This is a genomic window from uncultured Paracoccus sp. (assembly GCF_945915435.1).
In the GTDB taxonomy this organism is placed as follows: Bacteria; Pseudomonadota; Alphaproteobacteria; order Rhodobacterales; family Rhodobacteraceae; genus Paracoccus.
This window is the reverse complement of the sequence record NZ_CAMEFG010000068.1, coordinates 1-13467: the sequence shown is the minus strand read 5'-3', so window position 1 is coordinate 13467 and position 13467 is coordinate 1. Positions and strand designations below refer to the sequence as shown.

The window sequence follows — 13467 nt, the reverse complement described above, 5'->3', positions numbered from 1 at the left end:
TCGTCTCGGTGAAGCGGTATCTAGGCCCACAGCGAACCGGACGCAAGAAGGAAAAGGAAGAAAAGTTAAAATTACATACAACGCTATGATTTTACTTATATTTTTCTTTGCGCTTTTGTGACACCGCCCGCACCTTCCTGCCCGTTTCAGGGAATCATCGCCCCATTTCCGCGAATCCGGCGGGAATCATGGTCCGATTCCCCCGAATCCCGCCGGAATCACCCCCGGCGGCGCCGGAACAGGCGCAGGCAAAGCAGAAGAAGGATGATCGCCAGCCAGGACAGCGGCTGCGGCTCGGCCAGCTTGCCCACCCATAGATAGTGCAACCCCGCCAGCGGCACGGCGAGATAGACCAGACGGTGCAGGTTCTTCCATGCCCGCGCGCCCAACGCCCGGATGGACGCGGCATTCGAGGTGACCGCCAGCGGCAAAAGCAGCGCGAAGGCCGCCATCCCCACGGTCAGATAGGGGCGGCGCAGCACGTCCCGCGCCATCTGGTTCCAGGTCAGCCCCATGTCCAGGACGACCCAGGCCGCGATATGCAGGCAGATATAGAGAAAGGCGATCAGCCCCACCGCCCGGCGAAAACGGATCAGGCTGACCCCGCTCAGCCACAGGAAGGGCGAGATGCCGAGGCCGCCGACCAAGAAATAGAAGGCGGTGCGGCCAAGGCGATGCTCGATCCGGGGGATGGGATCGACGCCCAGGTTTCCGGCCAGCGTGTCGCGCAACAGGAATGCCAGGGGCAGCAGGCCCAGGATCCAGACCACCCAGAGGGGGATCCTGCGCAGCAGGGCGTTGAGGCGCGAAACCATCAATAACGGGCCATTAATAATGCTTTGCCAGATCCATGCCCGAATAAAGCGCGGCGACCTGATCCCCGTAGCCGTTGAACATCGGCGTGTCCTGCCTGCCGCCGAACAGGCCCGCGCCGATTCGCCGCTCGGTCGCCTGCGACCAGCGGGGGTGATCGACCTGCGGGTTCACATTGGCATAGAAACCGTATTCGCGCGGTTGCAGGGCTTCCCAGGTCGAAACCGGCTGGCGGTCGGTCAGGGTGATGCGGACCACCGACTTGATCGACTTGAAGCCGTATTTCCACGGCACGACCAGCCGGATCGGCGCGCCGTTCTGGTTGGGCATCGGCTGGTCGTAAAGCCCGGTGGCCAGGATGGTCAGCGGGTGCATCGCTTCATCCAGCCGCAACCCCTCGACATAGGGAAAGGCCAGCAGGCGGGCATTCTGGCCGCGCATTTCCGCAGGCCGATAGAGCGTCTCGAAGCGCACGAATTTCGCGCCCGACCGGACCCCGGCGCGTTCCAGCGCCCCGGACAGCGGGACGCCAAGCCAGGGAATGACCATCGACCACGCCTCGACGCAGCGCAGGCGATAGATGCGTTCCTCAAGCGCGTTTTCGGGGGCGAGATCCTCGACCCCGTAGGAGCCGGGACGCTCCACCAGCCCGTCGATCTCGACCGACCAGGGATCGGTCGTCAATGCATGGGCATGGCGGGCGGGGTCTTCCTTGCCGAAGCCGAATTCATAAAAATTGTTGTAATTGGTGATTTCCTCGAAGCTGTTCAGCGCCTCGTCGGTGGAATGGGGCGAGGGGCGCCCCTGCAAGCCGAAGGCCGGCGCCGCCAGCATCGCGGCACCTGCTGCCATGAAGGCGCGGCGGCCAAGATAGGCCGGGCGGGGCGTGACATCGGACCAGCGCAGCTTCATCGAACGAGCCTTTCCTTGCCTGCCCCCAGGATAGCCGGGATCGCCCGAAATTGCCACCGCACGCCCGCTGTCAGGTCGTCACATCGGGATGATCGCGGCCGGTGAATTCGCGGATGCGCGCAATGGCCTCGACCGCAGCCGCCACGGGGGCCAGCGCCTGCGCGGGGTCGTCGCCGTGATGGGCGGGGTCGGGCTGGTGACGCTCCAGGTAGACGCGCAGGGTCGCGCCCTCGGTCCCCGTCCCGGAGAGGCGCAGGACGGCACGCGCGCCGCCTTCGAAATTCAGCCGGATGCCCTGCCGCGCCGACTGTGACCCGTCCACCGGGTCGTCATAGGCGAAATCGTCCGCCGATTCGACCACCAGCCCGGAATGCGCCTGGCCGGGCAGGTCGGCCAGGGTCTCGCGCAGCCGCTGGATCAGCGCATTGGCACGGTCCGCCGCGACGGCCTCGTAATCGTGGCGGGAATAGAAGGTGCGGCCATATTCCGACCAGTGTTCACGCAACAGTTCGGCCACCCCCAGCCCGCGCGCGGCCAGGATGTTCAGCCACAGCAGCACCGCCCACAGCCCGTCCTTTTCGCGGACATGGTCCGAACCGGTGCCAAAGCTTTCCTCGCCGCAGATCGTGGCGCGGCCCGCATCCAGAAGGTTGCCGAAGAACTTCCAGCCGGTCGGCGTCTCGAAGGCCGGTATGCCCAGCCTTTCGGCCACGCGGTCGGCGGCGCGGCTGGTGGGCATCGAACGCGCGATCCCGGCCAGCCCGCGCGCATAGCCGGGGGCCAGATGCGCATTGGCCGCCAGCACCGCCAGGCTGTCCGAGGGCGAGACATAGACCCCCCGCCCCACGATCATGTTGCGGTCCCCGTCCCCGTCCGAGGCCGCGCCGAAGTCGGGCGCGTCCTGCCCGAACATCTCATCCATCAGCGCCTTGGCCCAGACCGGGTTGGGGTCGGGATGGCCGCCGCCGAAATCGGGCAGGGGGCGGTCGTTGACGACCGAATCCGGCGCCGCACCAAGGCGGTTGACCAGAATCTCGCGCGCATAGGGGCCGGTCACGGCATGCATGGCGTCGAAGCGCAGCCGGAAACCGCCGGCGATCAGGTCGCGGATCGCATTGAAATCGAACAGGCTTTCCATCAGATCGGCGTAATCGGCCACCGGATCGACCACCTCGACCACCATGTCGCCAAGGCGCGTTTCGCCAAGCCGTTCCAGTTCGACGTCCTGCGATTCGAGGATGCGATATTCCATCAACTCCTGCGTGCGGGCAAAGATCAGGTCGGTCAGCGATTCCGGCGCGGGACCGCCATTCGCGCCGTTGAACTTCATCCCGAAATCCTCATCCGCGCCGCCGGGGTTGTGGCTGGCCGACAGGATGATGCCGCCATCCGCGCCGCGCTTGCGGATCAGGTGGGACGCGGCGGGCGTGGACAGGATCGCGCCCTGCCCCACGATCACCCGCGCCGCCCCATTGGCGGCGGCCATGCGCAAGATCACCTGCGCCGCGCGGTCGTTGAAATAGCGCCCGTCGCCGCCCAGAACCAGAACCTTGCCGCCGACCCCGCCGATCGCGTCGAAGATCGCCTGGGTGAAATTTTCCAGGTAATGCGCCTGCATGAAGACGCGGGTTTTCTTGCGCAGGCCCGAGGTGCCGGGCTTTTGCCCCGCAATCGGGGCGGTCTGGATCGTCAGGGTCGTCATCGGGACACCTTTTCAGCTTGCGAACGGCCTTGTTTCTGCCACGACCGCGCCGGTCATGCCACGTCCGGGTTAAAATACGGCTAATAAGCGCCAATAAAATGGAAACCCCCGGCGCGGCCGGGGGTTCGGTCTTTTTTCGGTCCTTACTGCAACGGCGCGTCCAGCGGCTTTTGCCCCGCCCCGCCAAGGCGGCTGTCCGAGACGCGGTTGCCCACGATCAGCCCTTCGGGTCCGGCGCTGACCTTGACGCTCTGGCCGTCCAGAACCTCGCCGGACAGGATCATCTCGGCCAGCGGGTCCTGCAAGGCGCGCTGGATCACCCGCTTCAGCGGACGGGCACCGAAAACCGGATCATAGCCTTCGTTCGCCAGCCATTCGCGGGCCTTGTCGTCCAGTTCAAGCGCGATCTTGCGCTGTTCAAGACGCTGTTCCAGCAGCCAAAGCTGGATGCGAACAATCCCGTCCATATTCGCGCGCGTCAGGCGGCGGAAGATGATGATCTCGTCCAGACGGTTCAGGAATTCGGGCCGGAAATGGGCGCGGACGGCATCCATCACCTGCGCGCGGGCATCCGAACTGTCGGCCCCCTCGGGCAGGGTGGACAGCGCCTGCGCGCCTAGGTTCGAGGTCAGGATGATCAGCGTCTGCTTGAAATCCACCGTCCTTCCCTGCCCGTCGGTCAGCACGCCGTCGTCCAGCACCTGCAACAGCACGTTGAAGACGTCCGGGTGCGCCTTTTCGACCTCGTCGAACAGGATCACCTGATAGGGACGCCGGCGGACAGCCTCGGTCAGAACGCCGCCCTCGTCATAGCCGACATAGCCCGGAGGGGCGCCGATCAGGCGGGCGACGGAATGCTTCTCCATGAACTCGGACATGTCGATGCGCACCATCGCAGAATCGTCGTCGAACATGTATTCGGCGATGGCCTTGGTCAGTTCGGTCTTGCCGACGCCGGTCGGGCCAAGGAACAGGAAGCTGCCAAGCGGGCGGTTTTCGTCGTTCAGCCCGGCGCGGGCGCGGCGCACGGCATTGGACACCGCCGTGACCGCTTCGGGCTGGCCGATGACGCGCTTGCCCAACTCCTCTTCCATGCGCAGCAGCTTGTCGCGTTCGCCCTCCAGCATCTTGCTGGTGGGAATACCGGTCCAGCGTTCGACCACCTCGGCGATCTGCTCGGGGCGGACGGCTTCCTCGACCATCAGCCCGTCGGCGCCGCCGTTCTCAGCCTCGGAAAGCTGCTTTTCCAGGCCGGGGATGATGCCATAGGACAGTTCCCCCGCGCGGGCCAGGTTGCCGTCGCGCTTGGCCTGATCCAGTTCGGCACGGGCGCGGTCAAGCTGTTCCTTGAGATGGCGCGACCCTTCCAGCCGGTCACGCTCGCCCTGCCAGCGCGCCGTCATCTCGGCGCTGCGCTGTTGCAGGTCGGACAGTTCTTTTTCCAGCTTTTCGAGGCGATCCTTGCTGGCCGCGTCGTCTTCCTTTTTCAGCGCCTCGGCCTCGATCTGCATCTGCAGGATCTGGCGGTCCAGCGCGTCAAGTTCCTCGGGCTTGCTGTCCACTTCCATGCGCAACCGGCTGGCGGCCTCGTCCACGAGGTCGATGGCCTTGTCGGGCAGGAAGCGGTCGGTGATGTAGCGGTGGCTCAGCGTGGCGGCGGCGACCAGCGCGGCGTCGGAAATGCGGACGCCGTGGTGAAGCTCATACTTCTCCTTGATGCCGCGCAGAATGGAGATCGTGTCCTCGACCGTCGGTTCCTGCACCAGAACCGGCTGGAAACGGCGGGCAAGGGCCGCGTCCTTTTCGATATACTTGCGATATTCGTCCAGCGTGGTGGCGCCGACGCAATGCAATTCGCCCCGCGCCAAGGCAGGCTTGATCAGGTTCGCGGCATCCATCGCGCCATCGGTTTTCCCGGCGCCGACCAGCACATGTAATTCGTCGATGAACAGGATGATTTCCCCGGCGGCGGCCTCGATTTCCTTGAGGATGGATTTCAGCCGCTCCTCGAACTCACCGCGGTATTTGGCACCGGCGATCAGCGCGCCCATGTCCAGCGCCATCAGCTTCTTGTTGCGCAGGGATTCCGGCACGTCGCCGTCGATGATGCGCAGCGCCAGCCCTTCGGCGATGGCGGTCTTGCCGACGCCGGGTTCGCCGATCAGCACGGGGTTGTTCTTGGTGCGACGGCTCAGCACCTGCATGGCGCGGCGGATTTCCTCGTCCCGGCCGATGATCGGGTCGATCTTGCCTTCGCGCGCCGCCTCGGTCAGGTCGCGGGCGTATTTCGACAGCGCCTCATAGCCATCCTCGGCCCCGGCGGTGTCGGCGGTGCGGCCCTTGCGGATGTCGTTGATCGCGGCGTTGAGGTTCTGCGCATTCACGCCTCCCGCCTGCAAGGCGTCGCGGGCGTTGGTGTTCACGACCGCCAGCGCGGTCAGCACGCGTTCAGCGGGCACGAAGCTGTCGCCGGCCTTTTTCGCCAGCTTTTCAGCCTCGTCCAGAACCCGCACCATGCTGGGATCGACATAGACCTGCCCGTCGCCGCCCGAAACCCTGGGCAGTTTCGCCACGGCCTGATCGACGGCAGCCTTGACCGCAGCCGCATCCCCGCCCGCCCGCGCGATCAGGTTCGAGGCGAACCCCTGATCGTCGTCCATCAGCGCCTTGAGCAGATGTTCGGGCACGACGCGCTGGTTTTCCTCGCGGATCGCGATGGTCTGGGCGGCTTGCAGAAAACCGCGCGACCGTTCGGTAAACTTTTCCATATCCATGAAAATATCCTTTCCTGGCACCCGCTTGGGACCGCCCACTGGTGGCACGGTCCGGTTCGGGCCTCACCCTCCATTTGGGCGCGGGGAAACGGGGTTTCAAGAGCGCCGCATACCCCCTATAACCCCCTTCATTCGCTGGATTTCGAGGTGGAAGATGGACGACCGTCTGATCGTGGCGCTGGACGTGCCGAACGCGCTGGCAGGGCTGGAACTGGCCGAAAAGCTGGGCGATGCCGTCGGCTTCTACAAGATCGGGCTGGGGATGCTGACCGGCGGTGGGCTGGCCCTTGCGCAGGAACTGAAGGACCAGCACGGCAAGCGCATCTTTCTGGACATGAAGCTTTTCGACATCGGCGCGACGGTGGAATCGGCGGTGCGCGGCATCGCGCAATTCGATCTGGATTTCCTGACCGTCCACGGCGACCCGCATGTGGTGCGCGCGGCGAAGGAAGGGGCCTCGGGCAAGGATCTCAATATCCTCGCCGTGACCATCCTGACCTCGCTGGACCGGGCCGATCTGGATGCGGGGCTGATCGTGCCGGGCGATGTCGCGGAAATCGTCACCACCCGCGCCGCCCGCGCGTTCGAGGCCGGCGCCGACGGCGTTATCGCATCCCCGCGCGAGGCCGCGCTGATCCGCGCCCTGCCGCAGGCCGAGGGCAAGCTGATCGTCACCCCCGGCGTGCGCCCCGCAGGCAGCGCGGCGGGCGACCAGAAACGGATCGAGACGCCGGCATCCGCCATCGCCGCCGGGGCCGATCACCTGGTCGTGGGCCGCCCGATCTGGCAGGCCGCCGACCCGCGCGCGGCGGCGCAGGCCATCGTGGACGAGATCCGCAGCATGGGATAGCGCCAAGCCGTTGACGCAACGCCGCTTTCCTGCGACCCTTTCCGGGGTCCGCGATGGGGGCGCAAGATGGCCGGCAAGCAACCCGAAAGCGATGGACGGGGGCAGGAAGCCCGCAACGACCTGGTGCTGTCCTTCCTGTCGGTGCGCCGCGCGCTTGGCACGCTTGGCTTCTTCCTGCCGCTGGCGCTGCTGGCCTATGCGGCGGCCTTCGGCGAGGGGCTGCTTTTCAGCATCTCGGACTATTTCTATTCGCCCATGCGCGAGGTCTTTACCGGCACGCTTTGCGCGCTGGCGGTGTTCTTGTGGAACTACGAAGGCTATCGCCGCGATCCGGGTCAGGTGATCTCGGACAAGCTGGTGTCGCGCATCGCATCAACCGGCGCGCTGCTGGTGGCCCTTGCCCCGATCAGCCCCGGAACCGCCGACCCCCACGCCCCCGACATCGCGCGCGAGGCGACGCTGGTGCAGCAGGCCCTTGGCCCCCAAGCCGCCCAATACCTGCATTTCATCGGGGCGACGGCGTTTTTCGGCGCGCTGGCGGTCTATTGCCTGGTGCTGTTCACCCGCAGCGACAAAGCCGAACCCGGCCCGCAGAAATGCGCCGAAAACAAGGTCTATCGCATCTGCGGCACGGTGATCCTGGCCTGCATGGCGCTGATCGCGCTGGCGATCTGGACCGGGATCAACCGCAACGCCCTGTCGCCTGTCTTCTGGCTTGAAACCTTGGCCTGTTTCGCCTTCGCGACCAGTTGGATGGTCAAGGGCAAGTCGCTGAAGGCCCTGACCCGGCGAATGTGATCACAAATCCGCCCTATTCCGCCGCGATGCCGACGGCAGGGTCGGGACGGATGGCGGCCAGCCGCTCGATCAGCCCCGCGAATCGCGCGGCGAAGCGGTCGAAATCGGGGCGCGGCTCGATCCGCCTTTCGTCCATGTAAAGCGAGCGGTCCATCTCAAGCTGCACGACATGGACGTTCTGCGCCGGGCGGCCATAGGTCGCGGCGATATAGGCCCCCGAAAAGGGCGAGTTGCGGCGCATGCGGAAACCTTCGGCGGTGATGGCCTCGCCCACCTCTTTCGCGATCCGGGCCGAGGCCGAGGCGCCGTTGCGGTCCCCCAGCACCATGTCGGGACGCGGCATCGGCAGATGGGCCAGCGAATCGCGGGGCATCGAATGGGTGTCGATCAGGACGGCCCCGCCGAATCGGGCGCGGGCCTCGGCGATCAGGCCGGACAGCGCGGTGTGATAGGGCCGCCACATGGCGTCGATGCGATATTCGGCCTCGGCGCGGGAAATCGGGCGGTTGTAGATCGCCCGGCCCTGCGACACCACGCGGGGAATCACCCCCAGCCCCGCCATGATGCGCGGGTTCATCCGAATGGGCGGCGCGCCTTCGACCACCAGCGGGTCGATGTCCTCGGGGGCGCGGTTCAGGTCGATCAGGCTGCGCGGCACGCGCGAGGAAAGGACCACCGCACCGTGGCGCAACGCAGGCTGGATCAGGCGGTCGACAAAGGCATCCTCGGACGAACGCAATTGCAGCGAATCAAGCCTTGCGCCGGCCAGGAACCAGCCGGGATAGCTGCGCCCGGAATGGGGCGAGGCAAAGATCACCCCGTTGCGCCATTCGGGCGGGCGGTGCAGATCCAGAACAGGCTCGTCCGATCGCATGCGGCTTATCCGTCCATCAAACCAGAGACACCCGAAGTTATAAAGGATATGTTTGGAACGCCAATAGCACTTGAAACCCCTTTGGGCTGCCTATATAGACACGCGAACCGAAAGCGATTCACCCCTTGCCGTCGGGCAGGAATGGCGGAATTGCCCAGGTTGGGGCGGTTAGCTCAGCGGTAGAGCACTACGTTGACATCGTAGTGGCCACTGGTTCGATCCCAGTACCGCCCACCATTTATTCGCCGCCCCCGGGCTTTCCGGGGGCATTTCGTTTCCAAAGGCGCCGCATGCGATGCGCCGCGAAAAGGAGAAGACCGATGAAGGTTCGCAATTCGCTCCGCTCGCTCAAGACGCGGCATCGTGATTGCCAGGTCGTGCGCCGCAAGGGCCGGATCTACGTCATCAACAAGACCAACCGCCGTTTCAAGGCGCGTCAGGGTTGATGCAGGCCCGCCGCAGGGCGGGAAGCGAAAACAGTTGAGAACGCCCGCAGGATACCCGCCGCGGGCGTTTTTCGTTGTTCTGATTCGCTGTTTCGATTCGCAGGGGCCACAGGCTGCGGAACCCCCCGCAGCCTTTCGTTTTGCGCGCCTTACGGGCCACGGAATGCGCCGGTCACGCGCCAGGGAATCAGCGCAGCAATTCCCGCAGGATCGTCTCGGGGTCCAGCCTCAGCAGATCCTCGGGCGCCAACTCGCGCCGATCGTTGCCGCGCCGGTTGTCGCGACGCAGGGCATTGCGGTTTTCGCGGGCCTGCCGGACGTATTTGCCCTGCGGCCAGTCGCGCAGATAGGCGTCATAAGCGGCAATGGTGTTCTGCTGGCGCGCCTGGGAAAAGGCGCGGTCGTCGCGGTCCCCGCGCGGGGTTTCATTACGGTCGCGCGATTCGATCCGGTCCAGTTGATCGCGCGCCTGCCGGGCGTGGATGCCGTTGGGATAGCGGTCCAGATAGGCGCGCAGGTTCCGCGCGCCCCCCTGCGCACCGGTGCTGTCCCAATAGGCGCGGTCCTGCCGGTCACGCTCGGCCATGCGGTCGGCGCCCTGCCTGCGCAGCGCGCCAAGCTGATCGGCGTCCAGATAGCCCGAAACCGCATGCCCGTTCGCCCGCTGCCAGTCGCGAATCGCCTGGCGGCTGCGACTGCCCAGAATACCATCGACGCCCCCCGTCGCATGACCCAGCGCGTTGAGGCTGCGCTGCACCTCGCGCCGGTCCTCGCGCGTCAGGTTCAGCCCGTTCTCGCCACGTAGCTGCGGGCCATCGGCCTGCGCCTGCGGGGCGGGTTGTGCCTGTCGGGCGGGGGCCTGGGGTGCCTGCGCCGCGTCCAGTTCCGCCAGCCGCCGCCCCGCCGCGTCGGCATAACGGCCCGAGGGAAAGCGCGCCAGGTAATCCCGATATGCCTGCGGCGTATTGGCGGCCGCCGCATCCGCCCAGGCATCGCGGTCCTGCGCGGCGGCGGTATCGGCCTGCGCCATCTGGTCCAGGCGGCTTTGCGCGGCGGCGGAATAAAGGCCCTGGGGGAAGCGGGCCAGATAGGCGCGATAGCCCTCGGCGCTGTCCTGCGCGGCGGTGGTCGCCCACATCTCGCGATCGGCAACGGGGTCGCCATCCCCCGCCCCTTGTTGCCCGGCGGGCAGCAGGACCAGCGAATCGTCACCGCCGGGCAGCATCCGCAAGGCATCGCCCGCATCCTGCAACGCATCCCCGACCGAGGCCCCCGGTTCCAACAGCCGCTCTGCCGCCGCGGTGGCGGCGCCTGCCTGACCGGCCAGCACCGTCACGCCGGGCGGCGGTGCAAGTTCACCCACCCCGGCGGACAGCCCGGCACCGGGCTGCGCCTGTTCGCTGCCCTGGCCAAGCACCAGCACCGCCCCCGGCGCGGCATCGGCCAGCAGCTCCATGACCGCGGCCAGCGAGACGCCAGCCGCCCCGATGCCGATCCGGTCGGGCTGTTCGGCATCTGCGGCGATCATCCATGTCTCGGCCCCTGCATGCAGGAAATGCCCGTTCAGCAGGACCAGCCGCACGCCGGGATCATCGTCGGGCCGCAGCAGGTCGGCCAGCGCCGCGCGCAGGTCGCCCGCCGCAAGGTCCTTGCCGCTGACGGTGCGAAACCCCGCCGCGCGCATCGCATCCGCCACCGCCTGCGCATCGGCATCCGCAAGGTCCGGGGCATGCGCATGGCTTTCGTTCCAGACGACGACGCCCCGGTTCTCGGCCCAGGCCGGGGTGCTGGCCAGCATGGCGGAAAGGATGATGATCGGCAGACGCATCGGCATGCTCCTTGGCTGGAATCGCCGGAAACAACGCAGGTCCCGGCTTTTTGGTCCCGCACCCCGGTCAGGGGGATGCGGCAATCCGCGCGATTACGCGCCCGGCGCGCGGTTTATTCCATGATTCGTCCCGCGCCGCCTTGGCATTTTCCCTGTCCCGGCGGAAGATGGCCCAATCCGCCGCTTGCGAACGAGGCCATGAATGTCCCCCACCGTGCTGATCCTGAACGGTCCGAACCTGAACATGCTCGGCACGCGCCAGCCCGAGATCTACGGCCACACCACCCTTGCCGATATCGAGAACGCCTGCCGCGCCCTTGGCACCGAGTTGGGCCTGCAAACCGAGACCTTCCAATCCAACCACGAAGGCGCGCTGGTCGAGCGTATTCACGCCGCCTGCGGCACCGCGCAGGCCATCATCGTCAACGCGGGCGCCTACAGCCATACCTCGATCGCGATCCTCGATGCGCTCAACATCTTTCAGGGCCATGTGATCGAGGTCCATATTTCCAACATCCACCGCCGCGAATCGTTCCGCCACCACAGCCACATCAGCCAGCGCGCCGACGGGATCATCCTGGGCATGGGGGTCGAGGGCTATCTGCTGGCAATGCGCCGCGCGGCCTCGGTCGTCAGGGGCTGACCCTTCAAGGCGGCGACGCCGCGCCATGTCCAGGGCGCGCGCGCCGTCCTAGAACCCCAGCCCGGCCAGTTCATCCGACAGGGCACGGGCATCGGTGAACAGGATCCCGCTCATTCCCGCGTTCCGCGCGGCTTGGACATTGGCCGCCGAATCGTCGATGAAGACGGTTGCCCCGGGCGCCAGCCCGTGGCGGTCCAGCAGCAGGCCGAAGATCGCCGGATCGGGCTTGCGCAATCCGACCCGGCCCGAAACCACGATATCGCGGAAGATCGTGTGCAGCCGGGGATAGCCGTGCAAGGCGGCGGGCCATGTATCCGCCGCCCAGTTGGTGATCGCGAACAGGGGCACCCCGGCCATGTCCAGCGTCTCGATCACCTCCCAGGTGCCGGGAACGGGCCGGGCGATGGTGCGGGGGAAATTGCGGACATAGCCCTCAAGCGGGCGGGCGTCCTCGCCGTGGGCCTGCCGTGCGGCGGCGATCCCGTCGGCAAAGCTGCGCCCGCCGTCCTGTTCCAGGTTCCAGCCGTGGAAATCGATCCGCTCCATCCAGGCGGGAATATCGCGCGGATCATCGAAATATTCGGTAAAGGCAAGCGCGGGGTCCCAGTCGATCAGCACCTTGCCCAGGTCGAAGACGATATTGTGCATTCTGCCTCTTGCCGAAGGGCCATCATCGCCCCCGCAATATCGCGAATGCGCGGGGCAGGCAAACGACGGCTGCCCATCCGGCGCGAAAGGCAGGCGGGAACAGGCCGATCGCCACCGTCCCGCCCGACCTCCGGCATGGCTTTTTCACGCCATCCCCGCGATAAGACGAGACGAGGGAAACGGTTAACCACGAGGTTTGCATGAAGATCGCAGTCGCCGGTCTGGGCTATGTCGGCATGTCGAGCGCCGTCCTTCTGGCGGGCACCAACACGGTCGTCGCGCTGGACGTGGACCCGCGGCGCGTCGATCTGGTGAACCGCCGCCAGTCCCCTATCGAGGATGCCGAGATCCGCGAATGGCTGGCCAGCCGCGACCTGGACCTGAGCGCCACGACCGACCCCGCGGCGGCCTTTTCGGGGGCCGAATTCGTGATCGTCGCCACCCCCACCAATTACGACACGCGCAGCCACCGTTTCGACATTTCCTCGGTCCGGGCGGTGGTCGAACAGGCCCGCCGCCTTGCACCCGAGGCCACCATCGTCATCAAGTCCACCATCTATGTCGGCTGCACCAACGAACTGCGCAGCGCCACCGGCTACGACCGCATCATCTTCTCGCCCGAGTTCCTGCGCGAAGGCCGGGCGCTTCACGACAACCTGCACCCCTCGCGCATCGTCGTGGGCGACCACGGACCCGAGGCGCACCGCTTCGCCGCGCTGCTGGCCGAGGCCGCGATCCGCAAGGACATGCCCGTCCTTTTCACCGGCTCGACCGAGGCCGAGGCGATCAAGCTGTTTTCCAACACCTACCTTGCCATGCGCGTCGCCTATTTCAACGAGCTGGACAGCTATGCCGTCGCCCACGGGCTGGACCCGCGCGAGATCATCGGGGGCGTCGGCCTGGATCCGCGCATCGGCGATCACTACAACAACCCCAGCTTCGGCTACGGCGGCTATTGCCTGCCCAAGGACACCAAGCAGCTTCTGGCCAATTACGACCAGGTGCCGCAGAACCTGATCGCGGCCATCGTGGACAGCAACCGCACCCGCAAGGACTTCATCGCCGAGCAGATCGTGGCGCGCCAGCCCCGCACCGTGGGCATCTACCGGCTGGTGATGAAGGCGGGGTCGGACAATTTCCGCGACAGCTCGATCCAGGGGATCATGAAGCGGATCAAGG

At 66.3% G+C, this 13467-nt stretch carries 12 protein-coding genes and 1 tRNA gene; 6 read left to right on the top strand and 7 right to left on the bottom strand.

Annotation, left to right across the window (positions count from 1 at the left end):
- Positions 1-218 precede the first annotated feature (218 nt).
- From Q0O97_RS16620 to clpB, 4 genes are all read right to left on the bottom strand, one after another.
- Positions 219-815, bottom strand: coding sequence for a ferric reductase-like transmembrane domain-containing protein (locus Q0O97_RS16620; RefSeq protein ID WP_294931996.1), 597 nt, complete (start codon positions 813-815; stop codon positions 219-221).
- A 13-nt stretch (positions 816-828) separates the two neighbouring features.
- Positions 829-1725 carry a protein-methionine-sulfoxide reductase catalytic subunit MsrP gene (msrP, locus tag Q0O97_RS16615; RefSeq protein ID WP_294931993.1) on the bottom strand — a complete coding sequence of 299 codons (897 nt, stop codon included), beginning with the start codon at positions 1723-1725 and terminating at the stop codon, positions 829-831.
- A 70-nt stretch (positions 1726-1795) separates the two neighbouring features.
- Positions 1796-3427 carry an alpha-D-glucose phosphate-specific phosphoglucomutase gene (locus tag Q0O97_RS16610; protein WP_294931989.1) on the bottom strand — a complete coding sequence of 544 codons (1632 nt, stop codon included), beginning with the start codon at positions 3425-3427 and terminating at the stop codon, positions 1796-1798.
- A gap of 143 nt (positions 3428-3570) precedes the next feature.
- The gene (gene clpB, locus Q0O97_RS16605; protein ID WP_294931986.1) at positions 3571-6201 is read right to left on the bottom strand and encodes an ATP-dependent chaperone ClpB; all 2631 of its coding nucleotides are present in this window, start codon (positions 6199-6201) and stop codon (positions 3571-3573) included.
- Positions 6202-6355: 154 nt separating this feature from the next.
- On the opposite strand from clpB, the gene pyrF reads away from it, so the two are divergent.
- Positions 6356-7051, top strand: a complete 696-nt coding sequence (gene pyrF / locus Q0O97_RS16600; protein WP_294931983.1) for an orotidine-5'-phosphate decarboxylase — start codon at positions 6356-6358, stop codon at positions 7049-7051.
- 66 nt (positions 7052-7117) lie between these two features.
- Positions 7118-7849, top strand: coding sequence for a hypothetical protein (locus Q0O97_RS16595; protein WP_294931979.1), 732 nt, complete (start codon positions 7118-7120; stop codon positions 7847-7849).
- A gap of 13 nt (positions 7850-7862) precedes the next feature.
- Here Q0O97_RS16595 and Q0O97_RS16590 read toward each other — a convergent pair whose 3' ends face one another.
- On the bottom strand, positions 7863-8723 hold the full coding sequence (locus Q0O97_RS16590; RefSeq protein WP_294931977.1) for an N-formylglutamate amidohydrolase: 861 nt from the start codon (positions 8721-8723) through the stop codon (positions 7863-7865).
- A 162-nt stretch (positions 8724-8885) separates the two neighbouring features.
- Here Q0O97_RS16590 and Q0O97_RS16585 point away from each other — a divergent pair.
- Positions 8886-8960 (top strand) — tRNA-Val (locus Q0O97_RS16585).
- An 83-nt stretch (positions 8961-9043) separates the two neighbouring features.
- The gene (gene ykgO, locus Q0O97_RS16580) at positions 9044-9169 is read left to right on the top strand and encodes a type B 50S ribosomal protein L36 (protein ID WP_020948882.1); all 126 of its coding nucleotides are present in this window, start codon (positions 9044-9046) and stop codon (positions 9167-9169) included.
- Between the two features lie 187 nt (positions 9170-9356).
- Here ykgO and Q0O97_RS16575 read toward each other — a convergent pair whose 3' ends face one another.
- Entirely contained in the window at positions 9357-10997 is a 1641-nt protein-coding gene (locus Q0O97_RS16575) for a peptidoglycan-binding domain-containing protein (RefSeq protein WP_294931972.1), read from the bottom strand.
- Between the two features lie 202 nt (positions 10998-11199).
- Here Q0O97_RS16575 and aroQ point away from each other — a divergent pair, with 202 nt between their 5' ends.
- Complete coding sequence (aroQ, locus tag Q0O97_RS16570; protein ID WP_294931970.1) at positions 11200-11640, top strand: type II 3-dehydroquinate dehydratase; 441 nt, start codon at positions 11200-11202, stop codon at positions 11638-11640.
- Between the two features lie 48 nt (positions 11641-11688).
- Here the strand turns inward: aroQ and Q0O97_RS16565 are convergent, their stop codons facing one another.
- On the bottom strand, positions 11689-12288 hold the full coding sequence (locus Q0O97_RS16565) for an HAD family phosphatase (protein WP_294931967.1): 600 nt from the start codon (positions 12286-12288) through the stop codon (positions 11689-11691).
- 200 nt (positions 12289-12488) lie between these two features.
- Here Q0O97_RS16565 and Q0O97_RS16560 point away from each other — a divergent pair.
- Positions 12489-13467 (top strand): nucleotide sugar dehydrogenase (locus Q0O97_RS16560; RefSeq protein WP_294931964.1); only part of this gene is annotated, 979 nt, incomplete at its 3' end.